General features: G+C 75.5%; 25 protein-coding genes. 20 read left to right on the forward strand and 5 right to left on the reverse strand.

All coding sequences use genetic code 11. The features are described from left to right. The first annotated feature begins 152 nt into the window (after nt 1-152). From QNH85_RS18455 to QNH85_RS18480, 6 genes are all read left to right on the forward strand, one after another. A complete protein-coding gene (locus QNH85_RS18455) occupies nt 153-1823 on the forward strand; it encodes an ABC transporter substrate-binding protein (RefSeq protein ID WP_282948763.1) in 1671 nt (556 codons plus the stop codon). 83 nt (nt 1824-1906) lie between these two features. Continuing rightward, complete coding sequence (locus tag QNH85_RS18460; protein ID WP_282948765.1) at nt 1907-2749, forward strand: ABC transporter ATP-binding protein; 843 nt, start codon at nt 1907-1909, stop codon at nt 2747-2749. Continuing rightward, nucleotides 2746-3552 carry an ABC transporter ATP-binding protein gene (locus tag QNH85_RS18465; protein WP_282948767.1) on the forward strand — a complete coding sequence of 269 codons (807 nt, stop codon included), beginning with the start codon at nt 2746-2748 and terminating at the stop codon, nt 3550-3552. The genes QNH85_RS18460 and QNH85_RS18465 overlap by 4 nt, the downstream gene beginning before the upstream one ends. A 5-nt stretch (nt 3553-3557) precedes the next feature. Next, nucleotides 3558-4541, forward strand: coding sequence for an ABC transporter permease (locus QNH85_RS18470; protein ID WP_213281944.1), 984 nt, complete (start codon nt 3558-3560; stop codon nt 4539-4541). Between the two features lie 3 nt (nt 4542-4544). Then, nucleotides 4545-5612: an ABC transporter permease gene (locus tag QNH85_RS18475; RefSeq protein ID WP_428830436.1), complete on the forward strand. Its 1068-nt coding sequence runs from the start codon at nt 4545-4547 to the stop codon at nt 5610-5612. After that, nucleotides 5609-7870 carry an exo-beta-d-1,3/1,6-glucosidase gene (locus QNH85_RS18480; RefSeq protein ID WP_282948769.1) on the forward strand — a complete coding sequence of 754 codons (2262 nt, stop codon included), beginning with the start codon at nt 5609-5611 and terminating at the stop codon, nt 7868-7870. The genes QNH85_RS18475 and QNH85_RS18480 overlap by 4 nt, the downstream gene beginning before the upstream one ends. A 108-nt stretch (nt 7871-7978) precedes the next feature. Here the strand turns inward: QNH85_RS18480 and QNH85_RS18485 are convergent, their stop codons facing one another. Then, a complete protein-coding gene (locus tag QNH85_RS18485) occupies nt 7979-9151 on the reverse strand; it encodes a trans-sulfuration enzyme family protein (protein ID WP_282948797.1) in 1173 nt (390 codons plus the stop codon). Between the two features lie 99 nt (nt 9152-9250). On the opposite strand from QNH85_RS18485, the gene QNH85_RS18490 reads away from it, so the two are divergent. Beyond that, on the forward strand, nt 9251-10402 hold the full coding sequence (locus QNH85_RS18490) for a D-alanine--D-alanine ligase family protein (protein WP_282948771.1): 1152 nt from the start codon (nt 9251-9253) through the stop codon (nt 10400-10402). 22 nt (nt 10403-10424) lie between these two features. Here QNH85_RS18490 and QNH85_RS18495 read toward each other — a convergent pair whose 3' ends face one another. Further along, nucleotides 10425-11003, reverse strand: a complete 579-nt coding sequence (locus QNH85_RS18495; RefSeq protein ID WP_282948773.1) for a DUF3515 family protein — start codon at nt 11001-11003, stop codon at nt 10425-10427. 65 nt (nt 11004-11068) lie between these two features. Here QNH85_RS18495 and QNH85_RS18500 point away from each other — a divergent pair, with 65 nt between their 5' ends. Continuing rightward, the gene (locus QNH85_RS18500; protein ID WP_282948798.1) at nt 11069-12076 is read left to right on the forward strand and encodes a thiamine-phosphate kinase; all 1008 of its coding nucleotides are present in this window, start codon (nt 11069-11071) and stop codon (nt 12074-12076) included. 40 nt (nt 12077-12116) lie between these two features. On the opposite strand, the gene QNH85_RS18505 is transcribed toward QNH85_RS18500, so the two are convergent. Then, the gene (locus tag QNH85_RS18505) at nt 12117-12638 is read right to left on the reverse strand and encodes a GNAT family N-acetyltransferase (protein ID WP_213281941.1); all 522 of its coding nucleotides are present in this window, start codon (nt 12636-12638) and stop codon (nt 12117-12119) included. 114 nt (nt 12639-12752) lie between these two features. Further along, on the reverse strand, nt 12753-12944 hold the full coding sequence (gene rpmB, locus QNH85_RS18510; RefSeq protein WP_213281940.1) for a 50S ribosomal protein L28: 192 nt from the start codon (nt 12942-12944) through the stop codon (nt 12753-12755). Nucleotides 12945-13251: 307 nt separating this feature from the next. On the opposite strand from rpmB, the gene QNH85_RS18515 reads away from it, so the two are divergent. The 11 genes from QNH85_RS18515 to mutM all read left to right on the forward strand — a co-directional run bounded on the left by QNH85_RS18515 (nt 13252) and on the right by mutM (nt 23828). Continuing rightward, the gene (locus QNH85_RS18515; RefSeq protein ID WP_282948775.1) at nt 13252-14802 is read left to right on the forward strand and encodes a DAK2 domain-containing protein; all 1551 of its coding nucleotides are present in this window, start codon (nt 13252-13254) and stop codon (nt 14800-14802) included. Next, nucleotides 14799-17069 carry an ATP-dependent DNA helicase RecG gene (locus QNH85_RS18520; protein WP_428830437.1) on the forward strand — a complete coding sequence of 757 codons (2271 nt, stop codon included), beginning with the start codon at nt 14799-14801 and terminating at the stop codon, nt 17067-17069. Before QNH85_RS18515 ends, QNH85_RS18520 begins: the two co-directional genes overlap by 4 nt. Nucleotides 17070-17138: 69 nt before the next feature. Then, nucleotides 17139-17831, forward strand: coding sequence for an ABC transporter ATP-binding protein (locus QNH85_RS18525; RefSeq protein WP_282948777.1), 693 nt, complete (start codon nt 17139-17141; stop codon nt 17829-17831). After that, on the forward strand, nt 17828-19537 hold the full coding sequence (locus QNH85_RS18530; RefSeq protein WP_282948778.1) for a DUF6297 family protein: 1710 nt from the start codon (nt 17828-17830) through the stop codon (nt 19535-19537). The genes QNH85_RS18525 and QNH85_RS18530 overlap by 4 nt, the downstream gene beginning before the upstream one ends. Further along, nucleotides 19534-20115, forward strand: coding sequence for a 16S rRNA (guanine(966)-N(2))-methyltransferase RsmD (gene rsmD / locus QNH85_RS18535; protein ID WP_282948780.1), 582 nt, complete (start codon nt 19534-19536; stop codon nt 20113-20115). The genes QNH85_RS18530 and rsmD overlap by 4 nt, the downstream gene beginning before the upstream one ends. 10 nt (nt 20116-20125) lie before the next feature. Beyond that, nucleotides 20126-20671 (forward strand): pantetheine-phosphate adenylyltransferase, encoded by a 546-nt coding sequence (coaD, locus tag QNH85_RS18540; RefSeq protein ID WP_282948781.1) that lies wholly within the window; start codon nt 20126-20128, stop codon nt 20669-20671. Next, on the forward strand, nt 20668-21171 hold the full coding sequence (locus tag QNH85_RS18545; protein WP_282948783.1) for a hypothetical protein: 504 nt from the start codon (nt 20668-20670) through the stop codon (nt 21169-21171). The genes coaD and QNH85_RS18545 overlap by 4 nt, the downstream gene beginning before the upstream one ends. Nucleotides 21172-21304: 133 nt before the next feature. Next, nucleotides 21305-21883, forward strand: coding sequence for a YceD family protein (locus tag QNH85_RS18550; RefSeq protein WP_282948785.1), 579 nt, complete (start codon nt 21305-21307; stop codon nt 21881-21883). 2 nt (nt 21884-21885) lie between these two features. Further along, nucleotides 21886-22080: a 50S ribosomal protein L32 gene (gene rpmF / locus QNH85_RS18555; RefSeq protein WP_213281933.1), complete on the forward strand. Its 195-nt coding sequence runs from the start codon at nt 21886-21888 to the stop codon at nt 22078-22080. Nucleotides 22081-22138: 58 nt separating this feature from the next. After that, nucleotides 22139-22888 (forward strand): ribonuclease III, encoded by a 750-nt coding sequence (rnc, locus tag QNH85_RS18560; protein ID WP_282948788.1) that lies wholly within the window; start codon nt 22139-22141, stop codon nt 22886-22888. Between the two features lie 16 nt (nt 22889-22904). Next, the gene (gene mutM, locus QNH85_RS18565; protein WP_282948789.1) at nt 22905-23828 is read left to right on the forward strand and encodes a bifunctional DNA-formamidopyrimidine glycosylase/DNA-(apurinic or apyrimidinic site) lyase; all 924 of its coding nucleotides are present in this window, start codon (nt 22905-22907) and stop codon (nt 23826-23828) included. A gap of 10 nt (nt 23829-23838) precedes the next feature. On the opposite strand, the gene QNH85_RS18570 is transcribed toward mutM, so the two are convergent. Beyond that, nucleotides 23839-24786, reverse strand: coding sequence for a phosphoglycerate dehydrogenase (locus QNH85_RS18570; protein ID WP_282948791.1), 948 nt, complete (start codon nt 24784-24786; stop codon nt 23839-23841). 147 nt (nt 24787-24933) lie between these two features. Between QNH85_RS18570 and QNH85_RS18575 the strand changes: the two genes are divergently transcribed. Next, nucleotides 24934-25563 carry a response regulator gene (locus tag QNH85_RS18575; RefSeq protein ID WP_213281973.1) on the forward strand — a complete coding sequence of 210 codons (630 nt, stop codon included), beginning with the start codon at nt 24934-24936 and terminating at the stop codon, nt 25561-25563. The last annotated feature ends 16 nt before the right edge of the window (nt 25564-25579 follow it).

The following is a 25579-nucleotide window of genomic DNA, read 5'->3' on the forward strand; positions in this document are numbered from 1 at the left end:
GCGGCGGGGACCTGCGGTCGTGACCAAGTCGTGACCCTGCACGTCGACATCGACTTACTGACAGTGTAGTAACGTTCCGGCCAGCACGATCGCGACGACGCGACGTGGCCTCTGAGCAGCCACCCCGGGCCGCTCGTTTCGAAGGAGAAACCATGAGGATCAAGACACCGGCGGTCGCACTCGGCGTGGCCGCCGCCCTGGCCCTGACCGCCTGCTCCGGCGGCTCCGGCGGGTCGGCGGACGACGGCACCAGCACCGGCGGGGCGGGCGCCGCCCTCACCATCGCCAAGCCCGACGGCGCGATCGCCACCGAGTCGAACAACCCGTGGGTCGGCGACGCGTCGGGCATGAAGCTCGGCTACATCAACGCGATCCTCGAGCCGCTCGGCTTCGTCAACCTGGTCGACCCCACCGACGAGGTCACGCCCTGGCTGGCGCAGGAGATCACCTGGAACGACGACTTCACCGCGGTGACGCTGGTCGCGCGGGACGGCGTCACCTGGAACGACGGCGAGGACTTCACCGCCGACGACATCGCCTTCACGTTCACGCTGCTCAAGGACACCCCGGAGCTCGACAACGCCGCCCTCGGCATCACCGACGTGGCGCTCGACGGCGACACGGTCACGATCAGCTTCGCCGCCTCGATGTTCGCCAAGCAGGACAAGGTCCTGCACAAGCTCATCGTCCCGCAGCACGTCTGGGAGTCCGTCGCGGACCCGGCGACCGACCCGAACCTCGAGCCCGTCGGCACCGGCCCGTACACGCTCACGCAGTTCTCGTCGCAGAGCGTCGAGCTGACCGCGCGCGACGACTACTGGGGCGGCGAGCTGGCCGCGCCGACGCTCTACTACGTGTCGTACAACGACAACACCGCCCTGACCACCGCGCTCGCCAGCGGCGAGGCGGACTGGGCGCAGGCGTTCATCCCCAACGTGCAGTCGGCGTACCTCGACAAGGACGAGGACAACGTCTACTGGGCCGCCGCCGGCCTGGGCATCGACACGATGTTCGTCAACACGCAGACGAAGCCGTTCAGCGACGTCGCGTTCCGGCAGGCCATGAACCTGGTGGTCGACCGCGAGAAGCACCAGGCGATCGCCCGCGAGGGCGGCGTGCCGGAGCTGACCTCCGTGACCGGCCTGCCGACCCCCGCGGGTGACGCGTTCATCGGCGAGGACTACGCGGACGAGTCCTTCGGGGTCGACGTCGAGGGTGCCAAGCAGATCCTCTCCGACGCCGGCTACACCTGGGACGGCGACGCCCTCGTGGACCCGGACGGCGAGCCCGTCACGTTCGAGCTGAGCGTCCCGCAGGGCTGGAGCGACTACGTCACCGGCATCAGCCTGATCGCCGACTCCGCTGCCGAGCTGGGCGTGGAGGCCACGGTCGACACCCCGGACTCCGACACCTGGTGGGCGATGAAGGGCGAGGGCGACTTCCAGGCGATCCTGCACTGGACGGACACCGGCGCCACGCCGTACGACCTGTACAGCGACATCATGGACGGCCGCTGGCTGAAGCCGGTGGGCGAGGCCGCCGACTTCAACTTCGGGCGGTACGACAACCCCGACGCGACCGCCGCGCTGAACACGTACGCGACGGCCACCGACGACGGGGCGCGCGAGGAGGCCCTCGCCGAGATCCAGCGGATCTTCGTCGAGGACGTCCCGGCCCTGCCGATCGGCACGCGCCCGTTCATCGGCGAGTACAACACCCGCAACTACGTGGGCTGGCCGGGCGAGGACGACCCGTACACCAACCCCGACCCGACCCAGCCCTCGGCCGCGCTCATCCTGACGAGCCTCGAGCCCGCGAGCTGACCGGCGCGACGCGGCCGGCGCGGGCCCCACGGCCCGCGCCGGCCGCGCGACGCAGGGCGGCACGAGCAGACGGGAGAGGTGCAGTGGCAGGACAGGACGTGCTGACGGTCTCGGACTTCAGCGTGGTCTACGACGTGGACCCGCCGGTCGAGGCGGTGCGGGAGGTCTCGCTCAGCGTGCGCCGGGGGGAGATCCTCGGGCTGGCGGGGGAGTCCGGGTGCGGCAAGACCACCCTGGCGTACGGGGTGCAGCGGCTGCTCCGGCCGCCCGCGGTGATCTCCGGCGGGACGGCGGTGTTCCACGACGAGTCCGGGCGGGACGTCGACCTCAACGCGCTCAGCGACGAGGAGATGCGCGCGTTCCGCTGGGACAAGGCGTCGATGGTGTTCCAGGGCGCGATGAACGCGCTGAACCCGGTCGTCGCGGTCGGCAGGCAGCTGGACGACGTGTTCAGGACGCACCGGCCCCGGATGAGCCGGGCCGAGCGGCTGGCCGAGTGCGGGCACCTGCTCGACATGGTCGGGGTCGGGAGGGACCGGCTGCGGTCGTTCCCGCACGAGCTGTCCGGCGGGATGCGCCAGCGCGTGATGATCGCGATGGCGCTGGCCCTGCGGCCCCAGCTGATGATCATGGACGAGCCGACGACCGCGCTCGACGTGCTGGTGCAGCGCGAGATCCTGCAGCAGATCTCCGACCTGCGCCGGGAGCTCGGGTTCTCGGTCGTGTTCATCACCCACGACCTCCCGCTGCTGCTGGAGATCAGCGACCGGATCGCCGTGATGCGCGCCGGCCGGGTGGTCGAGCTCGACACCGCCGAGAACATCTACCGCCACGCCCGGCACCCGTACACCCAGCGGCTGCTCGGGTCGTTCCCGAGCCTGACCGGCGACCGCGGCGACTTCGTCCGCACGGGAGGTGCCTCATGACCACCCTCGAGTTCTCCGGCGTCACCAAGAAGTACCGCGTCCGCGGCGCGGGGGAGATGCTCGCGCTCGACGACGTGTCGTTCACCCTGACGTCGGGCCAGACGATCGCGCTGGTCGGCCAGAGCGGCAGCGGCAAGTCGACGATCGCCAAGATCATCACCCGCCTGGAGCGCGCGACCTCCGGGACCGTGCTGCTCGACGGCGCCCCGGTGCCGAGCCGCGGGCGCGGGCTGCGCCGGTACCGGCAGCAGGTCCGCATGGTGTTCCAGGACCCGTTCGCCTCGCTGAACCCGTACCACACCATCCGGCACCACGTGGAGCGGCCCCTGCGGCTCGACCGCGTCGTGCCGTCCGACCAGGTCGAGGCCGAGGTGCACCGTCTGCTCGAGCGGGTGCACCTGGACCCGCGCGAGGTCGTCGACCGCCGCCCGCACGAGCTGTCCGGCGGTCAGCGCCAGCGCGTCGCGATCGCCCGCGCGCTGGCGTCCCGGCCCTCGCTGCTGGTCGCGGACGAGCCGGTGTCGATGCTCGACGTGTCGATCCGGCTCGGCGTGCTCAACCTGCTCGCCGAGCTCCAGCGCGAGTCCCACCTGGGCGTCCTGTACATCACCCACGACCTCGCGACGGCGCGGCACTTCAGCGACCAGATCATGGTGCTGCACCACGGGGTCGTCGTGGAGCGCGGTGCTGCCGACGACGTCATCCTGCGCCCGCAGCACGCCTACACCCGCGCCCTGCGCGACGCCTCACCGGACCCCGACAAGCACTTCGCGGGCCCGGCCACGACGCCGGAGAGGAGCTGACCGCCGTGCGATTCTTCACGCGCCGCGCCGTGTTCTACCTGTTCACGGCCTGGGCGGCCATCACCATCAACTTCTTCCTGCCCCGGATGATGAAGGGCGACCCGGTCTCCGCCTACCTGCAGAAGAACCAGGGGCGGATCAGCCCGGAGGCGGCGTCGTCGCTGCGGACCCTGTTCGGGCTCGACGACGACAAGACGATGCTGCAGCAGTACGTCGACTACTGGGGGCTGCTCCTGCGCGGCGACCTGGGCCGGTCGTTCTCCAAGGGCCTCGCCCCGGTCACGGACGTGATCGGCACGGCGCTGCCCTGGACCGTCGGGCTGGTCGGCATCGCGACGGTGCTCAGCTTCTTCCTCGGCACCGGCGTGGGCGCCTGGATCGGCTGGCGCCGCGGCAGCAGAGCCGACGCGCTCGTGCCGGTCGCGACGTTCTTCTCGACGGTGCCCTACTTCTGGATGGGCCTCATCGCGATCGCCGTGTTCTCCACCGCGCTCGGCTGGTTCCCCGCCTCGCACGCCTACGACAAGGGCAGCGCGCCCGCGTTCAGCGCCGACTTCGTCGGGCAGGTGATCCAGCACGGCACGCTGCCGGCGCTCACCATCGTGCTCGCGTCGCTCGGCGGCTGGGTGCTGGGCATGCGGAACATGATGGTCACCGTCCTCGACGAGGACTACGTCACCGTCGCCCAGGCCAAGGGACTCGCCCCGCGCCACGTGATGCTGAACTACGCGGCCCGCAACGCGGTGCTGCCGCAGCTGTCGTCGTTCGCCCTGTCGCTGGGGTTCATCGTCGGCGGGACGCTCGTCATGGAGCTCGTGTTCTCCTACCCCGGCGTCGGCAAGCTGCTGCTCGACGCGACCACCGCGAAGGACTACCCGCTCATGCAGGGGCTGTTCCTCATCATCACGCTGACCGTCCTGGTCGCGAACATCATGGCGGACGTCGCCTACGCCGTCCTCGACCCGCGCACCCGGCAGACGGAGGGCTGAGCGATGACCTACCCCACCACCACGGTCGAGCAGGCCGCCGAGCCCGCGCCCGCTCCGGGGACCGGCCCGACGCGCACCGGCGGCGGCCTCGGCTCCCGGCTCGGCCGGTCGTTCGCGATGTTCCGCAACGGCAAGTCGCTGACCGGCCTGGCGATCCTCGGGTTCTTCGTGCTGCTGGCCGTCTTCGGCGACCTCATCGCGCCGTACGGGCCGCTCGACAAGGACTTCGACGCGCTGCGCCAGCCGCCGTCGGGGCAGCACTGGCTCGGCACCACCCACATGGGCGAGGACGTGTTCAGCCAGATCGTCTACGGCACCCGCGGCGTGCTGGTCGTCGGCCTCAGCGCGGGCGTCATCGCGACGATCGTCTCCGTGGCGATCGGCGTCACCGCCGGCTACGTCGGCGGCTGGAAGAGCGAGACGCTGTCGGCGCTGACCAACGTGTTCCTGGTGCTGCCCGCGCTGCCGCTGATGATCATCGTCGCCTCCCAGTACGACGACCCGAGCCTGCTGCTCATCTCGGCGGTGCTCGCGATCACCGGGTGGGCCTGGGGCGGCCGCGTCCTGCGCGCCCAGACCATGTCGCTGCGGAACCGGGACTTCGTGCAGGCCGCCCGCGCCAACGGGGAGCCGCTGCACCGGATCATCGCGGTGGAGATGCTGCCGAACCTGACGGCGATCATCGCGTCGAGCTTCGTCGGCACCGTGACCGCCGCGGTGCTCGGGCTGACCACGCTCGCGTTCATCGGGGTCATCCCGATCACCAACCTGAACTGGGGCACCATCCTGTACTGGGCGCAGCAGAACGGCGCGTTCCCCGACTTCTGGTGGTGGTACGTCCCCGCCGGCCTCTGCATCGCCCTGCTCGGCATGGCGCTGTCGCTGATCAACTTCGGCATCGACGAGTACGTGAACCCGCGCCTGCGCTCCGCCGGCGAGCGGGCGCGCGCCCTGCGCAAGAAGGGCCTCAGCCCGGCCGGCACCGTCACCGCCGTCCGCCCCGCCACCTCGCACCCGCACCCGCACGAGCACCAGCACCACGACGACCCCGATCAGAAGGACCCCTCGTGACCGACACCACCACCGCAGCCGCCGCCTACCTCGACGCGACCCTCCCGGTCGAGGACCGGGTGCGGGACCTGCTCGACCGGATGACCCTCGAGGAGAAGGTCGGGCAGATGCTGCAGCTCGACGCCCGGGACGACGTCGCGGACCACGTGCTGCGCCGGCTCGCCGGGTCGATCCTGCACGCGTCCCCGGAGCGGCTGCTGCGGGCGCACGAGCTGGTCGAGGAGACCCGGCTGCGGATACCGCTGCTCGTGGCGGAGGACTGCATCCACGGGCACTCGTTCTGGGTCGGCGCCACGATCTTCCCCACCCAGCTCGGCATGGCCGGCACCTGGGACCCCGCGCTCGTGGAGCAGGTGGCCCGCGCGACGGCCCGGGAGGTCGCGCCGACCGGGGTGCACTGGACGTTCTCGCCGGTGCTCTGCATCACGCGCGATCTGCGCTGGGGCCGCGTCGACGAGACGTTCGGGGAGGACCCGTACCTGATCGGGGAGCTCGCGTCCGCGATGGTCCGCGGCTACCAGGGCGACGGCCTGACCGACCCGACGGCGATCCTCGCCACCGCGAAGCACTTCGCCGGGTACTCCGAGACGCAGGGCGGCCGGGACGCGAGCGAGGCGGACATCTCCCGCCGCAAGCTCCGGTCCTGGTTCCTGCCGCCGTTCGAGCGCGTCGCCCGCGAGGGATGCAGCGTCTTCATGCTCGGCTACCAGACCATGGACGGCGTGCCGATCACGGTCAACGACTGGCTGCTGAACGAGGTGCTGCGCGGCGAGTGGGGCTACACCGGGACCCTCATCACCGACTGGGACAACGTCGGTCGGATGGTCTGGGAGCAGAAGGTGCAGCCCGACTACGCGCACGCCGCCGCCGCCGCGGTGAAGGCCGGCAACGACATGGTGATGACGACGCCGCTGTTCTTCGAGGGGGCGCTGGAGGCCGTCGAGCGCGGGCTGCTCACCGAGGCCGAGCTCGAGCCCGCCGTCGCCCGCATCCTCACGCTGAAGTTCCGGCTCGGGCTGTTCGAGGACCCGCGCCGGCCCGACGCCGCCGCGCAGGCCGCCGTGATCGGGCACGCCGACCACGCCGCGCTCAACCTCGAGGTCGCGCGGCGCTCGCTCGTGCTGCTGCGCAACGAGGGCGGGGTGCTGCCGCTGCCGGCCGCCGGTCCCGCGCGGCGCGTGGCCGTCGTCGGCCCGCTCGCGGACGACGCGCAGACCCAGCTCGGCGACTGGGCGGGCTCCTCCGGCCAGGCCGACTGGCTCCCGGACGGCCAGCCGCGCGAGATGATCACGACCGTCCTGGACGGGCTGCGCGCGACCGTCCCCGCGGGCTGGACGGTGCAGCACGCCCGCGGCGCCGAGATCCTCACGCTCGAGCCCGACCCGGAGGGCGCGACGTTCCCCGACGGGCAGCCGCGCCCGCCGGTGGTCGTGCCGTCCGAGCCGGACGAGGCCCTGATCGCGGAGGCCGTCGCCGCCGCGCGGGACGCCGACTACGTCGTGGCCGTCGTCGGCGACCGGATCGAGCTGGTCGGGGAGGGGCGGTCCACCGCGACGCTCGAGCTGGTCGGCGGGCAGGTCGCGCTGCTCGACGCGCTCGCCGCGACGGGGACGCCGCTGGTCGTGGTGCTGCTCGCGTCCAAGCCGCTGGTGCTCCCGGAGTCGGCGCTGTCCGCCGACGCGCTGATCTGGGCAGCCAGCCCCGGCATGCAGGGCGGCCAGGCGCTCGCGGACGTGCTGCTCGGGCTCGCGGAGCCGTCCGGCCGGCTGCCCGTGTCGTTCGCGCGGCACGCCGGGCAGCAGCCGACGTACTACAACCAGGTGCGCGGCCAGCACGGCGACCGGTACGCCGACCTGACGCAGCGCCCCGCGTTCGCGTTCGGGGAGGGGCTGTCCTACTCGACCGTCGCGTACGAGGACCTGCGGCTGACGTCGACGGTGCTCGGGCCGGACGGCACCGTGCGGGCCGAGGTGACCGTGCGGAACACCGGGACGCGGCCGGCGCGGGAGACCGTGCAGGCGTACGTGTCGGACCGGGTGACCTCGGCGTCGTGGGCGGACAAGGAGCTCAAGGCCTTCCGGCAGGTCGACGTCGCGCCGGGCGGGTCGGTGCGCGTCGCGATCGAGGTCCCCGTCGCGGACTGCACGATCGTCGACGCGGCCGGCCGCCGGGTCGTCGAGCCGGGCGAGTTCGACCTGCTGGTGGGCCCGAGCAGCCGCGATGACACGTTGCTCCGCGCACCGTTCGAGGTGCGCTGACCGGGTCGCTCCCCTCCGGCCGAGGTCGGCAGTCCCGGGCCGAGGTCGGCACCCCGGGGTGCCGACCTCGGCCGCCGGGTGCCGACCTCGACGCCGGGTGCGGGCGGGCTACGCGCGGAGCGCCTCGTCCAGGTCGCGCCAGAGGTCCTCGACGTCCTCGATGCCGACCGACAGCCGCAGCAGGTCCTCCGGGACCGTCGGGGACTCCGTGGCGAACCGCCGGCGGCGCTCGATGCTGGACTCCACGCCGCCGAGGCTGGTCGCCGGCACCCACAGGCGCAGGGCCGCGACCACGGCGTCCGCCCCCGCGGCACCGCCGGCCGGGCGCAGGCCGATGATCGAGCCGTAGCCGGACATCTGCGCGGTCGCACGCGCGTGGCCCGGGTCCTGCGGGAGCCCGGGGTGCCGCACCTCGGCGACGCCGGGGTGGGCCGCGAGCCGCTGCGCCAGGTCCAGGGCGGTGCGCTGCGAGCGCTCGACCCGCAGGGCCAGCGTCCGGACGCCGCGCAGGGCGAGGTAGACCTCGAACGGCCCCGCGATCGCGCCGTGCACCGTGCGGTAGGTGTGCAGCCGCTCGTGCAGCGCGGGGTCGTCGGCCAGGGCCGCGCCGAGGACCACGTCGCTGTGCCCCGCCAGGTACTTGGTCACCGAGTGCACGACGACGTCCGCGCCGTGCTCCAGCGGCCGCTGCACGAGCGGCGTGGCGAACGTGTTGTCCACGGCCACGAGCGCCCCCGCGGCGTGCCCGGCGGCCACCAGCGCGGGCAGGTCCGCGACCTCGAGCATCGGATTGGTCGGCGACTCCACCCACAGCAGCGACGTCGCGCGCCCGGTGGGGGAGGCGGCGGGGTCGAGCGCGGCGGTCACGGCGTCGGTGTCCGCGATGTCGACCTGCTGGACCTCGACGTCGGACCGCTCCGCCAGGTCGCGCGCGTACCCGAGCGTCACCTGGTAGGCGTGCCGGGGGAGGACCAGCCGGCCGCCGTGCGGGACCAGCGACAGCGCCGCCGCGATGGCGGCCATGCCGGAGCCGAACACCAGCGCCGGGTGCGCCGAGCCCTCCAGGGCGCCGAGCGTCTGCTCGAACGGCCCCCAGGTCTCGGTGTCGCCGCGGGCGTACATCATCTCGCCGGGCTGCGGCACGCCCTGCGACACGTACGTCGAGGACAGGACGACCGGGGGGTTGACCGGGGCGCCCTGCGCGCGGGCGGGGCGGCCGGACGTCACGGCGAGGGTCTCGCGGGCGAGGCCGGCCGGGTGCCGGTGGTGCTCGGGCTGCACGGGGTGCTCGGTGGGCTCGGTGTGCGTCACGACGCGCAGGCTAACGCCGCCCGCGGTGCGCCACCGCCGCGTCCCACCCAGCGGCTAGGCTCGCGGGCGATGTCCAGCAGCCCTGAGCCCCAGACCCCCTCCACCGCGCCCGGCCGCCGGCCCCGGGTGCTCGTCCTGTTCGGGGGGCGCTCCAGCGAGCACGCCATCTCCTGCGCGACCGCCGGCGCGGTGCTCCGGGCGATCGACCGCGAGCGGTACGACGTGCTGCCGATCGGCATCACCCCGCAGGGCCGCTGGGTGCGCGTCGCGGACGACCCGGACCGCTGGGCCATCGTCGACGGCCGGCTCCCGGAGGTCGAGGCGCTGCCCGAGCAGGTGCTGCTGCCGCAGGAGGCGGGCTCCCGCGCGCTGCAGGTCATCGAGCCGGGCTCGCCCGCCACCGCGCTGGGCGACGTGGACGTGGTCCTGCCGCTGCTGCACGGCCCGTTCGGGGAGGACGGCACGCTGCAGGGCATGCTCGAGCTCGCGGACGTCCGGTACGTCGGCGCGGGCGTGCTCGCGTCGGCGGTCGGCATGGACAAGCACTTCATGAAGGTCGCGCTCGCCGGGGCGGGGCTGCCGGTGGGGCCGTTCGTCACGCTCCGCGGGGACGACCTGGAGCAGGACAAGGACGGCGTGCGGGCCCGCATCGAGGCGCTGGGGCTGCCGCTGTTCGTCAAGCCCGCCCGCGCCGGGTCGAGCATCGGCATCACCCGCGTCACCGACCTCGCCGACCTGCCCGCGGCCGTCGCGGAGGCGCAGCGGCACGACCCCAAGGTCGTCGTCGAGGCCGGCATCGTCGGCCGCGAGATCGAGTGCGCGGTGCTCGGCGGGCGGTCCGGCGCCCGGGCGCGCGCGTCGCTGCCGGGCGAGATCGTCGTCACCGACGAGGCGCACGGCTTCTACGACTTCGAGGCGAAGTACCTGGACGAGTCCGCCGTCGAGCTCACCTGCCCCGCTGACCTCCCCGCCGACGTGACCGCCCGGGTGCAGGACGTCGCGATCCGGACCTTCGAGGCCGTCGACTGCGAGGGCCTCGCGCGCGTGGACGTGTTCGTGGCGCCCGACGGGCAGGTGATCGTCAACGAGATCAACACGATGCCCGGGTTCACGCCGTTCTCGATGTACCCGCGGATGTGGCAGCAGAGCGGGCTGTCCTACCCCGACCTGCTGGACGAGCTGCTGCAGCTCGCGCTCGAGCGGCCCACCGGCCTGCGCTGAGGCGCTGCCGTCGCCGCCGCCGTCACAGGCAGGTGCGGGTCGCCTCGACCTGCGCCACCGCCACGCTGAGCCCGTCCAGGAACGACGTCGACCGCTCGGCCACGACCGACGCCGGGACGTGCACCTCCACCGCGGGGTCGCGCCCGTAGGTGACGAACGTCCAGTCCGAGGACCCCGAGGGCTCTTGCGTCGCGGGCGCCGTCGGGTCGGTGCCGGGCGTCGCGCCCGCGTCGGCGACCGGCTCCGAGTCCGCGCGCACCAGCCAGTCGACGCTCGGGCCGCTCGCCGTCTCCACCGTCACGCACTGCTCCGTCGTCGGCCCGGGGACCTCCACGCCGCAGCGCAGCGTCACGGGATCCGTCGGGTCGCCCCACGCGGAGGTCGCCTGGCTGGTGGTGCGCAGCTGCTCGAGGTCGTCGCCGAGGACCTCCGGGAGCGCCAGCACGACGCGCGCGCACGCGGGCTCGGTGGCGTGCGGCGCGACCGTGACGCCGACCGCCTGCGCGCAGCCCGCCAGCGTCGAGGCCACCAGGACCGCCAGGGCCACCAGGGCCGGCGTCGTGGTGGTCCGGCGGCGGGAGGTGCGGATCGAGCGGGTCACCCGGTCACGGTAACCCGGGCGCCGCGGGATACCGTGACGGCGTGACCGACGCCGCAGCGCCCCGGGTGGACCGTGCCGACCACGCAGCCCGCTCCGGCGGCCCCTGCGTCGGCGACCTGACCGAGGAGCAGCTGCTCGCGCGGATCTTCCCCCTGCTGCCGGCCGGCGACCGCACCCTGCTCGGCCCGGGCGACGACGCCGCGGTGCTGGCCGCGCCGGACGGGCGGTTCGTCGTCTCGACGGACGTCCTGGTGGAGGACCGGCACTTCCGGCTGGACTGGTCCACCGGCGAGGACGTGGGCTGGCGCGCGGCGATGCAGAACCTCGCGGACGTCGCCGCCATGGGCGCCCGGCCCACGGCCCTCGTCGTGGCGCTCGTCGTGCCCCGGCACGTGCCGGTCGCGTGGGTCGAGGGGCTCGCGCGGGGGCTCGGCGCGGCCTGCGCGACCGTCGGCGCCGGCGTGGTCGGGGGCGACCTGTCCGGCGGTGAGGCGGTGGTGGTCGCGGTGACGGTGCACGGCGACCTCGCGGGCGCGTCTCCGGTGCTGCGCTCGGGCGCCCGGCCGGGGGACGTCGTCGCGCTGGCGGGGACGGTCGGGCGGTCCGCGGCGGGTCTCGCGCTGCTCGGTGCGGGGCGCGCCGACGCCGACCCGGACGCCGTGCGGGTGTACCGCCGGCCGGAGCCGCCCCTGCCCGCCGGGCCCGCTGCCGCCGCGGCCGGGGCCACGGCCATGATGGACGTGTCCGACGGGCTGCTGCGCGACGGCGGCCGGATGGCCGCGGCCAGCGGGGTCGTGCTGGACCTGGGCGACCCCACGCGGGTGCTGGCGGAGGACCTCGCGGCGCTGCGGGGCGCGGCCGCGGCGCTCGGGGTCGACGGCGTCGGCTGGGTGCTGACCGGCGGCGAGGACCACGGCCTCCTGGCGACGTTCCCGGCCGGCGCGGTGCCCGACGGGTTCCGGGCGATCGGGGCGGTCCGGTCCCCGGAGGAGGCGGGCGCCCCGGCTGGCTCCGTGCTGGTCGCCGGCGACCGACCGGCGGTGTCCCCGGGCTGGGACCACTTCCGCCGCTGAGCGGTGCTCCGCCGAGCCGCGCCGCGCGCGGGCGGGTGCGTCAGCCGCGCCGGTAGCGGACCTCGAGGAGCTCGGCACCCCCGACGTCCTCGGTGCGCTCCGTGCCGTCGGGCTGGAAGCCGTGCCGGCGGTAGAAGTGCCGCGCCCGCTCGTTGTCCTCGAACACCCACAGCGTCACCGGGACGCGCGGCGGCACGTCGGCCAGCGCGGTGCGCAGCAGCTCGCGCGCGACGCCGGAGCCCCACATCCCGTGGTCCAGGTAGATCGAGCGGATCTCGAGGGCGTGCCGGTCGGCGTCCTCGTCGGTCGACGGCCCGAGCGCGATGAACCCCACGACGTGGTCGTCGTCGGACACCGCCACCCAGATCTGCGTGCGGCTGCCCGGCTCGAGGTGCCGGCGCCAGCCCTCGGCGCGCTGCTGGACGTCCAGCGCGGCCAGGTAGTCCTCGGGCACCAGCCCGGCGTACGCCTGCTGCCAGGTGCGGACGTGCACGCGGGCGATGCCCTCGGCGTCCTGCGGCCGGGCAGGTCGGACCACGTGCTCGCGCCGCTGCTCGCTCATGCGCTCAGGGTGCCACACGCTCCCGTGCCGCCACAGGGGTTCGCGGTGCGTCCGTGCCCGGGCAGCACGAAGGCCCGTGCGGGGTGTCCCGCACGGGCCTTCGTCGACAGACGCTCAGACGGCGCGCTGCACCTTGCCGGCCTTGAGGCACGAGGTGCAGACGTACAGCCGCTTCGGGGTGCCCGCGACGACCACGCGCACGCGCTGGATGTTCGGGTTCCAGCGGCGCTTGGTGCGCACGTGCGAGTGCGAGATGCTGTGCCCGAAGCTCGGGCCCTTGGCGCAGACGTCGCAGTTGGCAGCCACGGTGTTCTCCTGATCCGGTCATTGCACGCCGCTCGGGAAGGTGCCCGGGCGGCAAGTCCTGGTTGGTCGGGGCGCCCGCACCGTCGGTCCGAGGACCGGGCCGCGGGGCGCCACCAGTGCCCGGAGCGCGCCGGGCAACCGGACAAGACTAGCCCACGAACGCCCGGACCCTCAAAACGACCTGCGTCACACCGGCGCACCCGGACCGGCGCGGGCCGGGGACGAGCGCGGGTGCGGGGCATCCGTGGGGCAGAGTAGGGAGGTGGGCGAGGGCCCACGAGGGATGACGGAAGGACCGCGCGCGGACGTGGCTGGGCGACTGGTGGACGGCGACGTGCTGCGCGCCTGGCTCGACGGAGCGGTGCCTGCGCTCGAGGCGGCCCGGGAGCGGATCGACGCGGTCAACGTCTTCCCGGTCGCGGACGGGGACACCGGCACCAACGTGCTCCTGACGGTGCGGGGCGCCGCCGACGCCGTCCGCGAGCTCGCCCCGCACGCTCCCGGGCCCGACGTGCTGCGCGCGCTGGCCCGCGGTGCCCTGCTGGCCGCGCGCGGGAACTCCGGGGTCATCGTCAGCCGGTACCTGGGCGGGCTCGCGGAGGTCCCGGACGCCGCGCTCCCCGAGGCGCTGCGCCGCGCCGCGGACGCCGCCCGCACGGCGGTGCACGCCCCCGAGGACGGCACGGTGCTGACCGTGGCCGCGCGGGTGGCGGACGCGGCTGCGGACGCGACCCGCGGCGACGTGTCCGGCGACGCACCCGGCGATGCGTCCGGCGGCCCGTCCGGCGACGACGTCGCGGCGCTCGCGGCCGGGGTCGCGGCGGGGCGCGCGGACCTCGCCCGGATCAGCGCGGCGCACCCGGTGCTGCGGTCGGCGCGGGTGGTCGACGCGGGCGCGTGCGCGCTGCTGGTGCTGCTCGACGCGCTGCTCGCGGCGCTCGAGGGCCGCGGCGGACCGGTCGACGTGGCGTGGCTCTCCGAGCACGCCGGGTCGGCATCGACGCCCGGCGCCGCCGGCGACGCGGGGGACCACGCGGGGGACCACGCCTTCGAGATCATGGCGGTGCTCCACGCCCCCGACGCCGCTGCCGCCCCGGAGCTGCGCACCGCCCTCGCGGCCGTCGGCGGGGCCGTGGCCGTGGTGGAGGGCGACGCGGTGCTCACCGCGCACGTCCACGCGGACGACCCGGTGCCGGTGCTCGCGGCGGTCGGGGCGTGCGGTCCGCGGTGGACGGCGTCGGTGCGGGCACTGGTGGGCGCGCCGAGCCCGGTCGTCGCCTGCACGGCGCACCCGGAGCTCGCCGGGGCGCTGGCGCTCGCGGGCGCGGTCGCGCTGGTGCTGCCCGACGCCGTGCCCGTCCCCGAGGCCCGCGCCGCGGTGGCCCGGGCCGCGCAGGACGCGCTCGCCCCCGCGCACGACCGTTCCGCCGCCGGGGCGCCCGCCGGTGCGGCCAGCGTCGTGGTACTGCCCGGCGACCGGCTCCCCGCCGCGGTGCTCGACCCGGCGTGGTCCGTACCGGACTGGGCGTCCGACGACGTGCGCGTGCTCGCCGCCGTCGTCGCCGGTCCGGAGGCGGAGCCCGGGACCGCAGCCGCGACCGATCTCGACTCCGCGCTGGCGGAGGCGGAGCTCCTGCTCGCCGCCGGACCCGCCGACGCCCGCGGGCTGACCGTCGTGCTCGGCGCGGGCGCTGCCGCGGACGACGGCCTCGACCTCGCTGACCGGCTCGGGGCGCTGCACCCCGGGCTGCCCGTCGCGGGCGGCCGGCCCGGCCCCGCCCGCCCCCCCGTTCCCCCCCCGGTCCCGCCGGCCGCCCCCCGGGCCCCCCCCCCCCCCCGCGCGGAGGCCCGCCCGTGACCGTCCCCGACGACGCCGTCGTCCGCCCCCTGCCGTTCCTCGAGCGCGACCTCGCGGGGATCGCCGGCAACCCCCGGGCCGCGAAGCTGCTGGGCAAGCTGGGCCTGCGGACGTACGGGGACCTGCTGCGCCACTACCCGCGCCGCTGGCAGCGCTGGGGCGAGATGACGCCGATCGACGCGCTCGTCATCGGCGAGCACGTCACGGTCGACGCGCGGGTCGAGCAGGCGACGATGCGGACCATGCGCACGCGCGGCGGCGTGATCCTGGAGGTCGTGGTGCGCAACGACCGGCACCAGCTGCACCTGACGTGGTTCGCGAAGCACGCCGGGGCGCTGCGGGCGTTCGAGAAGGAGCTGGTGCCCGGCACGTACGGCCTGTTCTCCGGGACGGTCAAGGAGTACCGGGGCCAGATGCAGCTGCTGCACCCGGAGTACGAGGTGCAGGAGCTCGGCAGCGTGGTCGACGAGGCGCTGCGGATCCAGGAGAGCGAGCGGCCGCGGCCCGTCTACCCGCTGACCGCGGGGCTGACCAACAAGACGATGAAGTCGTTCGTCGGCACGGTGCTGGACATGATGACCGACGCCGACGTGCCGGACCCGCTGCCGGAGCCGGTCCGGCGGGACCTGCCCTCGCTGCCGGGCGCGCTGGCCGGCCTGCACCGGCCGCACGACCGGGTCGAGCTCGAGCAGGCCCAGAAGCGCCTGCGCTTCGAGGAGGCGTTCGTCCTGCAGGCCGAGCTCGCCCGCCGCAAGGCCCGCATCGCGGCGCAGGCGGCGGTGGCCCGCCCGCCCCGGTCCGGCGGGCTGCTGGACGCCTTCGACGCGCGGCTGCCGTTCGAGCTGACCGCCGGGCAGCGCGAGGTCGGTGCGGAGATCGCGGCCGAGCTCGCCGAGGACGTGCCGATGCAGCGGCTGCTGCAGGGCGAGGTCGGCTCCGGCAAGACGGTCGTGTCGGTCCGGGCGATGCTCCAGGTCGTCGACGCGGGCGGTCAGGCCGCGCTGCTGGCGCCCACCGAGGTGCTCGCCGCGCAGCACGCCCGCACGCTGCGGAACCTGCTCGGGGACCTCGCCGAGGGCGGGATGCTCGGCGGCGCGGAGCAGGCGACCCGCGTGGCGCTGCTGACCGGGTCGCAGGGCTCGGCCGCGCGACGCCAGGCGCTCGCGGAGGCCGCCGGCGGTGCGGCGGGCATCGTCGTCGGCACGCACGCGCTGCTCTCCGAGCACGTGCAGTTCGCGGACCTCGGGCTGGTCGTCGTCGACGAGCAGCACCGGTTCGGCGTCGAGCAGCGCGACACCCTGCGTGCCAAGGCCGGGGGTGTCCCGCACCTGCTCGTGATGACCGCGACCCCGATCCCGCGGACCGTGGCGATGACCGTCTTCGGCGACCTGGAGACGTCCACGCTCCGGGAGGTCCCCGCGGGCCGCGCGGAGGTCGTCACCCACGTGGTGCCCGCCGACCGCCAGGCGTGGCTGGACCGCACCTGGCAGCGCGTCCGCGAGGAGGTCGACCGCGGCGGCCGCGCGTACGTGGTGTGCGCGCGCATCGACTCGGCCGCCGACCCGAAGGCCGCGGCCCGCGACGACGGGGACGGGGCGGACCTGGTCCTCGACGACCTCGTGGAGGGCGAGGGCGACGAGCGCCCGAAGCGGGTGCTCCGGGCGGTGCTCGACGTCGCCGAGGAGCTCCGCGGCAGCGCCGCCTTGGGCGGCGTGCCGGTCGGCGTCCTGCACGGCCGGATGGCGCCCGAGGAGAAGGAGCGTGCGCTCGCGGACTTCTCGTCGGGCGCGGTGCCGGTCCTGGTGTCGACCACGGTCGTCGAGGTCGGGGTCGACGTCCCCGAGGCGACGGTGATGGTGGTGCTGGACGCCGACCGGTTCGGCATCTCCCAGCTGCACCAGCTGCGCGGCCGGATCGGGCGCGGCAGCAGGCCGGGCGTGTGCCTGCTGGTCGCCGACGCCCCCGACGGCACGCCCGCGGCGACCCGGCTGGCGACGCTCGCGGCGACGCGGGACGGGTTCGAGCTGGCGGGCGTCGACCTGGAGCTGCGGCGCGAGGGCGACGTGCTGGGCGCGGCGCAGTCCGGCCGGGGCACGTCGCTGCGGCTGCTCAAGGTGACCGAGCACGTCGACGTGATCGAGCACGCCCGCCGCGACGCCCGGGAGCTCGTGGCGGCCGACCCGGAGCTCGCGGGCCACCCGGACCTGGTCGCCGCGATCCAGACGATGCTGGCGGGGACGCGCGAGGAGTTCATCGACCGCACGTGACCCCCGGCCGGCGGTGCCCGGCCCGGAGGTCCCGTCCGGCCGCCCCGCGCCGGTGCGTACGCTGCACCCGTGTCGAAGCAGCCCGTCATCCGCGCCGTCGACCTGCTCGTCGGCTACGGCGGGGAGCCCGTGTGCGCCCCCGTCTCGTTCACCCTCCCGCCCGGCAGGGCCCTCGCGCTGGTCGGCGCGAACGGCTCCGGGAAGTCGACCGTGCTGCGGGCGGTGCTCGGCCTGCTGGAGCCGGTCGGCGGCCGCGTGGAGGTGCTGGGCCGGCCGGTCGACGAGCGGGAGATCGGGTTCCGCACCCGCGTGTCCAGCGTGCTCGACGACGACGCGTACTTCCCGGCCCTGACCGTCGCGGAGCACCTGTACCTGACGGCGCGCGGCCACGGCGTGCAGGGCGCGGACGCGGTCGTGGACGAGCTGCTCGCGGAGTTCGGCCTGGCCGAGCACGCCGGCGCCCTGCCCGTGGCCCTGTCCTCCGGCCAGCGGCGCAGGCTGCTGCTCGCGGCGGGCCTCGTCCGGCCGCGGTCGCTGCTGGTGCTGGACGAGCCGGAGCAGCGGCTCGACGTCGCGATGCGCGACCACCTGGCGCAGCGGCTGGTCGAGGAGAAGCGCGCGGGCGGCTCGGTGCTGCTCGCCACGCACGACCCCGACCTGCTGCGGGCCGTCGCGGACCGCGCGGTGCTCGTCGGCGACGACGCGTCCCGGCTGCTCAGCCCGGCGGACGCCGCCGAGGCCCTGCGCCCGGGGGTCCTGTGACCGACCTGCCCGCCACCCCGCCGGGCGACGTGGACGAGTTCGCCGCGACGCCCGACGGCCCCGACGGCCCCGGCGGCACGACCCTCACCTGGGACGACGCGCCCGAGCCCGCCGTCGCGCCCACCGACGGCAGCACGCCGATCCCCGCCGCCCGCTCGATCCGCCGCTACACCGGTGCCGTCGCCCGCCGGCGCGCGGGCGCGGGCCTCGGCGAGGTGCTGGGCGACGTCTACTACGCGGTGCTGATGACCGCGGTCGGCATCGGCGTCGCGCTCGGCGTCGCGGGCCAGCTCCGCTCCGCCCTCCCGCACGTCCCGGACCACGCGCTCGGCACCGGCGTGAGCCTGCCGACCGTGGTCGCGGTGGTGGCGGTGGTCATCGCCGGCACGGTGCTGTCGATCGGCGCGCGGCTCGGGCCCGTGGGCGCCGGGGGCGCCGAGGCGACCTGGTGGCTGACCACGCCGGTCGGCCGGCGCGGGCTGCTGCGCCCGACCTCGCTGCGGCTGCCGGTCGTGGCCGGGCTGGTCGGCGGGGCGGTGGTGGCCCTGCTGGACGGCGGGCTGCTCGCCGACCACGGGGTCGGGCACGTGCTGCGGCTCGGGCTGACCGCCGGGCTGGTCTGCGCGGCGCTGGTGGTGCTCGCCGGGCACGCGCAGAGCCGGGGCGTGCCGCGCCGGGCGACGGCCGTGGTGGGGGACCTGGTGATCGCCGCCGCGCCGGTGCTCGCGCTGGCCGGGGCGCTCGCGGGCTGGCGGCTCGCCGCGCTGCCCGACGTCGCGTGGTGGCTGATCGCGGTCGTCGCGGTGGCCGTGGCCGCCCTGGGCTGGTGGCTCGATCTGCGGCTGGGCCGGATCCGGGGGCGCGACCTGCGCGAGAGCGGGTCGGTCGCCACCCAGGCCGCGGGCGCCGTCGTCTCGCTGGACTCCCGCGAGCTCGGCCGGGCGCTGTCCGACTCCGCCGCCCGCCCCCGCCGGCGCCGGGTGCGCCGCATGCGCCTGGTGCGCGGGCCCGTCTCGGCCGTCGTGGTCGCGGACCTCACGGTGCTGCTGCGCTCCCCGCGGCACCTGGTGCAGCTGGTCGTGTCCGCGCTGGTGCCCGTGGTCGTCGTCATCACCCCGCAGCTCGCGGGCGCGCTGGGCGTGGCGCTCGGGGTCGTCGTCTCCGGCTACGTCGGGATGCTCGCCACGGGGGAGGGCGCCCGCCGCGCGGAGATGGCGCCGATCGTCGACCGCCTGCTCCCGCTGTCCGCCCAGCAGGTCCGCCGGGCGCGCCTGGTCGTCCCGGGCGTCGCGATGCTGCTCTGGTCGCTGGCGGCGTTCGGCGCCGTCGGGCGCTGGGAGGGCGACGTCGCGGGCTGGCTGCTGCTGGGCGTGGCGTCCGCGCCGGTGTGGGCGGGGGCGGCGCTGCGCGCGGCGTACCGGCCGGCACCGAAGTGGGACGGCCCGCTGGTCGCCACCCCGATGGGCGCGCTGCCCGGCGGGGTCGCCGGCGTGCTCGCCCGGGGCCCGGACGTCGCCGTGCTGGGCATGGTGCCCGTGCTCATCTGCGTCGCGCTCGGCACCGTCGTGCCGACGGTCGTCGTCGTGCAGGTCGCCGTCTCGGCGATCGCCCTGGCCGTCGGGTCGAGCACCAGCACGAAGACGATGATGGACCGCATGTCCGAGTCGATGGACGCCGCCGAGGCGGAGAAGAAGGCACGCTCGTGACCCGCATCGTGGCCGGCTCGGTCGGCGGCCGGACCCTCGCCGTGCCGCCGCAGGGCACGCGCCCGACCAGCGAGCGGGTGCGGGAGGCGCTGTTCTCCCGCCTCGAGCACCTGGACGCGGTCGAGGGCGCGCGGGTGCTGGACGGGTACGCCGGGTCGGGCGCCCTCGGCCTGGAGGCCGCCAGCCGCGGGGCCGCCCGGGTGGTCCTGGTCGAGACGGGCAAGGTCGCCGCCGACGTCTGCCGCAAGAACGTCGCCGCGCTCGGCCTCCGCGACCGCGCCGAGGTCGTCCGCGACCGGGTCGAGAAGTACGTGGCGCGGCCGGTCGCCGAGCCGTGGGACCTGGTGCTGCTGGACCCGCCGTACGACGTGCCCGACGAGACGGTGGCCGAGGTGCTCACGGCGCTGGTCCCCGCGCTGACGGCGGAGTCGGTCGTCGTGGTGGAGCGCTCCGCGCGCAGCGGCCCGCCGCCGTGGCCCGCGCAGATGCACGGGTTCGACACCCGCACCTACGGCGACACGGCGCTGCACCTCGGCGCGCGGAGCCCGGTCCCGGACGACGACGCGACCCGGAGGTAGATTCGGGCGCGTGGTCCTCGCGGTGTGCCCCGGCTCGTACGACCCCTTCACGCTCGGACACCTGGACGTGGTGCGCCGCGCCCGGCGTCTGGCGGACGAGGTCGTGGTCCTGGTCGCGCACAACGCCGCCAAGTCCCCGCTGCTCGACGTCGCCACGCGCGTCGCGCTCATCGAGGACGCGGTCGCCGGCCTGCCGGGCGTGCGCGTGACGTCCTCGGCGGGCCTGCTGGCCGACGAGCTGCGCGCGCTGGGCGCCGACGTCGTGGTCAAGGGCCTGCGCGGCGGCGCGGACTTCGACGCCGAGCTGCCGATGGCCCTGATGAACCGGCACCTGTCGGGCGTCGAGACCGCGTTCGTCGTGGGGGACCCGGCGCTGTCGCACGTCGCGTCGTCGCTGGTGAAGGACGTCGCCCGGCACGGCGGCCGGATCGACGACCTGGTGACACCGGCCGTCGCCGCGGCCGTGCGCGCCGCGCTGGGCCCCGCACCGCGCACCCAGGGCACCTCGGTGTCCGCCGACCGAGCACCGACACCCGCCGAGGGGAGCCCCGCATGACCGAGCCGACCGCCGCCGACGCCCCCGGGGCGCGCCGGGAGAACCTCAGCTCCGTGCTCGACGCGCTGGAGCAGGCCGTCTCCGCGGCGCGCGCCATGCCGATGTCCGCGTCCGTGCTCGTGAGCCGCGCGGAGCTGCTGGACCTGGTCGAGCAGGCCCGCGCCGCGCTGCCCACGCAGCTGCAGCGCGCCGACGACGTGCTGGCCGCCGCCGACGCGGAGCGCGCCGCCGCCCGGGCGGACGCCGAGCGGATCGAGGCGGCCGCGCGCCGCCGGGCCGCGGAGCTCGTCGAGCAGGAGTCGGTCGTCGCGCTGGCCCACGAGCGGGCCGCCGAGATCGTCCGGGAGGCGGAGGAGACCGCCCGCGGGCTGCGCCGGGACGCCGACGACTACTGCGACCGGCGGCTCGCCGACTTCGAGATCGACCTGGGCAAGGTGCTCAGCCAGGTGCAGGCGGGGCGCGCCAAGCTCGCGGACCGGCTGGACGACCCCGCGTCCTGAGGCGTGTGACGCACGCCCCGGCCGTCGAGGCCTCCGGTCGTTTGGGCGGGAGGGGCCCCGTACCGTAGGATCGACCGTTGGTCCTGCCGGTCATCGCAGCGACCGAGACCCCCTCATGACAGGAACGTGGACCGTGGAGCGCGCGCCTCACCTCGATCCCCGCTCGCCGTTCGTGCTCGACACCCACGAGCTCGGCCGACGTCCGGGATCGATGCGTCGTGCCCGCGCGACGGTCCCCGCCCCCGAGGATCTCGGTACCGACGTGATCGGCGTCCCCCCCGGTGCCGACGTCGAGCTGGACCTCCAGCTCGAGGCCGTCATGGAGGGGGTCTTCGTCTCCGGCTCCGTGCGGGCCCGGGCGGTCGGGGAGTGCGCGCGCTGCCTGGACGAGGTCGTCGAGACCCTCGACGTCCAGCTCCAGGAGCTCTACGTGTACCCCGGTCGTGCCGAGGTCGCCAAGGAGAACGGCGACGACGAGGAGGACCTGCCCGAGCTCGACGGCGACCTGGTCGACGTCGAGCCCGCGATTCGGGACGCGGTCGTGACTGCGCTACCGTTCCAGCCGTTGTGCCGGGACGACTGCCCGGGTCTGTGCTCCATCTGCGGAGCGCACCTGGCGGACGACCCCGGGCATTCGCATGAGACCCTTGACCCTCGGTGGGCGGCCCTCGGCGGCCTGCAGAGCACGCTTGACGAGAAGAGAGAGAGCTAGCCGTGGCTGTTCCGAAGCGCAAGATGTCGCGCAGCAACACCCGTGCGCGTCGGTCGCAGTGGAAGACCACTGCCACGACGCTCACGACCTGCCCGCAGTGCCAGTCGAACATGCGCCCCCACCAGGCGTGCCCGACGTGCGGCACCTACGCCGGTCGCCGCTACGCCGAGGCGATGCGGACCGAGCACGCCGGCTGACGGCAGCGCCGACGCGCCTGCGGCCGGTGACGCACCGGACGCGCGGGCGACGAGCACCATGAGCACCTCAGCAGCACAGCTCGCCCAGCAGCTCGGGGTCCACCTGGACCCCGAGCTGCTGGTGCTTGCCCTCACCCACCGGTCGTTCGCCCACGAGGCGGGCGGCATCCCGACCAACGAGCGCCTGGAGTTCCTGGGCGACACCGTGCTCGGGCTCACGGTCACCGAGGAGCTGTACCGCCGGCACCCGGGTCAGTCCGAGGGCGAGCTCGCGAAGATGCGCGCGGCGACCGTGTCGCAGCGCGCGCTGGCGGAGGTCGCGCGGGCCCTCGACCTCGGGTCCTACGTGCTGCTCGGCAAGGGGGAGCTCGCCACCGGCGGGCGGGACAAGGACTCGATCCTGTCCGACACCCTGGAGGCCCTCTTCGGCGCCGTGTACCTGTCCCACGGCCTCGAGGTGTCCCGCCAGATCGTCCTGCGCCTGGTCGGCCCCACGCTGACGGCCGCCGCGGACCTCGGCGCGGGCCTGGACTGGAAGACGAGCCTGCAGGAGCTCACCGCCGCGCTCGGCCTGGGCGCCCCGGTGTACCAGGTGACCAGCGACGGCCCGGACCACGCCCGCACGTTCACCGCCGAGGCCGTCGTGGCCGGGCAGGTGCGCGGCACCGGCACGGGCACCGCGAAGAAGCTCGCGGAGCAGCGCGCCGCCGCGCTCGCGTGGACCGCCCTGCAGGCGGAGGCCGAGACCCTGGCGGAGGCTGCCGAGGCCGCCGACGCCGCCGGGGTGCCGGTCGACGCCGCCGACTGAGCCGGCCGGGTCCCGCGTGCCGGAGCTGCCCGAGGTCGAGACCGTCCGTGACGGCCTCGAGCGCCACGTGGTCGGCCGCACCGTCCGGTCGGTCGAGGTGCGCCGCCCGTACAGCGTGCGCCGCCACCTCGCCGGGCCCGCCGACCTCGCCGGCCGGCTCACCGGGCGCACGCTGACCGCCGCCGCGCGCCGCGGCAAGTTCCTCTGGCTGCCGCTGGACCACCCCGGCGCGCCGGGGGAGCGGCCCGACGACGCCCTGCTGGCCCACCTGGGCATGAGCGGCCAGCTGCTCGTGCGCGGGTCGGCGGCCGACGTCGCGTCCGGCGGCGACCACGGGCACCTGCGGGTGCGGCTGCTGCTCGACGACGGCGGCGCGCTGGACTTCGTGGACCAGCGGACGTTCGGGCACCTGTCGGTGGTGGACCTCGAGCCGACCGCGGACGGCCGCCCCGGCGGCGCGGGCTCGGACCTGGACCTGGTGCCCGCGCCCGTCGCGCACATCGGACGCGACCTGCTGGACCCCGCGCTGGACGTGGACGCCGTCGCCCGGGCGATCCGCCGCCGCCGCACGCAGGTGAAGCGCGCGGTGCTCGACCAGGGCGTCGTGTCCGGGGTCGGCAACATCTACGCCGACGAGGGCCTCTGGCGGGCGCGGGTGCACCCGGCGACGCCGACCGCGGACCTCGACCAGGCGACGGCGCTGCGCGTGCTCGACTGCGTCGCGGGCGTCATGCGGGACGCGCTCGCCCAGGGCGGGACGAGCTTCGACGCCCTCTACGTCAACGTCAACGGGGCGTCCGGGTACTTCGACCGGTCGCTGGCCGTCTACGGGCAGGCCGGCCGCCCGTGCCCGCGCTGCGGGACGCCGGTGGTGCGCGAGCCGTTCATGAACCGCTCGTCGCACCTGTGCCCGGTCTGCCAGCCGGCCCCGGCGGCCTGAGGGGCGGACCTCAGCGGCGGACGACGTTCCGCAGCGGCTCCCCGCGCACGAACGCGCCGATGTTGTCGCTCAGCAGCGTGTCCGCCCCGATCGGTCGGCCGCCCGCCGCGTGCGGGGTGATGAGCACGCGCGGCTCGTCCCACAGCGGGGAGCCCGGGGGCAGCGGCTCGGTCTCGAACACGTCGAGCGCCGCCCCCGCGAGCCGACCGGCGCGGATCGCGTCCAGCAGGTCGTCCTCGTCGAGGGTGGAGCCGCGCCCGACGTTGACCACCCACGCGTGGTCCGGCAGAGCGGCGAACACGTCGGCGTCCAGCACCCGGCGGGTGGCGGGGGTCGCCGGGAGGATCGCGATGAGCACGTCGGTCCCGGGCAGCGTGCGGGCGACGTCCCGCGCGGCGATCACCGGGTAGCCCGCGCGCTGCCCGGCGTTCGAGGCCACGCCGACCACCTGGGCGCCGAGCACCGTCAGCAGGGGCGCGAGGCGGGCGGCGATCGAGCCGAAGCCCCAGATCAGCACGCGGGCTCCGGACAGCGAACGGAACTCGCCGCCCTCGTGCGGCAGCCGCTGGATGCCGCCCAGCTCCTCCGCCCAGCGGTGCTCGTCCTGGGCGCGGACCAGCTCGGGCAGCCGCCGCGCGGCCGCGAGCACCAGCGCCAGCGTGTGCTCGGCGACCGGGCCGTCGTGCAGCCCGCGGCCGGACGTCACCTGCACGTGGGGCGCGAACCCGGCCGCCAGCACGCCGTCGGTGCCCGCGGCGAGGGCCTGCACCCAGCGCAGCCGGCCCATCCGGCGGGCGGCGTCGGCGAGCTGCGCGGTCGGGTTCCCCCAGGCCACGAGCGCCTCGGCGTCGAGCAGGTGCTCGGGCAGCGGCTCCTTGACGTCGTACGTGGCCGTGCGCACGCCGTCCGGCAGCGTGGGGGAGAGCGGGATCGAGGACGGCAGCAGCACGGTGGTCATGGGCGAGAGGTTCCCCCACCCGGGGCCGCCGCGCCAGACGAGCCGGGAGCGGCGGTGCGCCACCCCGGCGCGCGGGGTCGATACGATGCCTTCGTGTCCGCCACGAACAGCGCAGTGCAGCCGGCCCGCTCCGGGGAGATCTCGGTGATGATCGTCGACGACCACGAGGTCGTGCGGCGGGGCATCGCCGAGGTGGTCGAGCGCGCCGACGGGATGAAGGTCGTCGCCGAGGCGGGGTCCGTCGCCGACGGCGTGCGCCGCGCGGGCCTGGTGCACCCCGACGTGCTGCTGGTGGACCTGCAGCTCCCGGACGGCACCGGCATCGACCTGATGAAGCAGGTCGCGGTCACGCTGCCCACCGCGCGGGCCATCGTGCTGACCTCGTTCGACGACGACGACGCGCTGGCCGAGGCGCTGGACGCCGGCGCCGCCGCCTACCTGCTGAAGAGCGTCCGCGGCGCGGAGATCACCGACGTGATCCGCGCCGTGGCGTCCGGCCGCACGCTGCTCGACGAGCGGACGGTCACCCGCCGCCGCGCCGGCCACGAGGACCCGACGGAGAACCTCACGCCGAGCGAGCTCAAGGTGCTCGACCTCATCGGCGACGGGCTGTCCAACCGCGAGATCGCCGAGCGCCTGGGCGTCGCGGAGAAGACCGTGAAGAACCACATCACCTCGCTGCTGGCCAAGATGGGCCTGCAGCGCCGCACCCAGGTGGCCGCCTGGGTCGCCGCCCGCCGGCACAGCGGCTGGCGCGCGGAGGCCGGGCACTCCTGACCCGCTTGGCGCCCGG

This window comes from Cellulomonas endometrii (assembly GCF_949769265.1).
GTDB lineage: Bacteria > Actinomycetota > Actinomycetes > Actinomycetales > Cellulomonadaceae > Cellulomonas > Cellulomonas endometrii.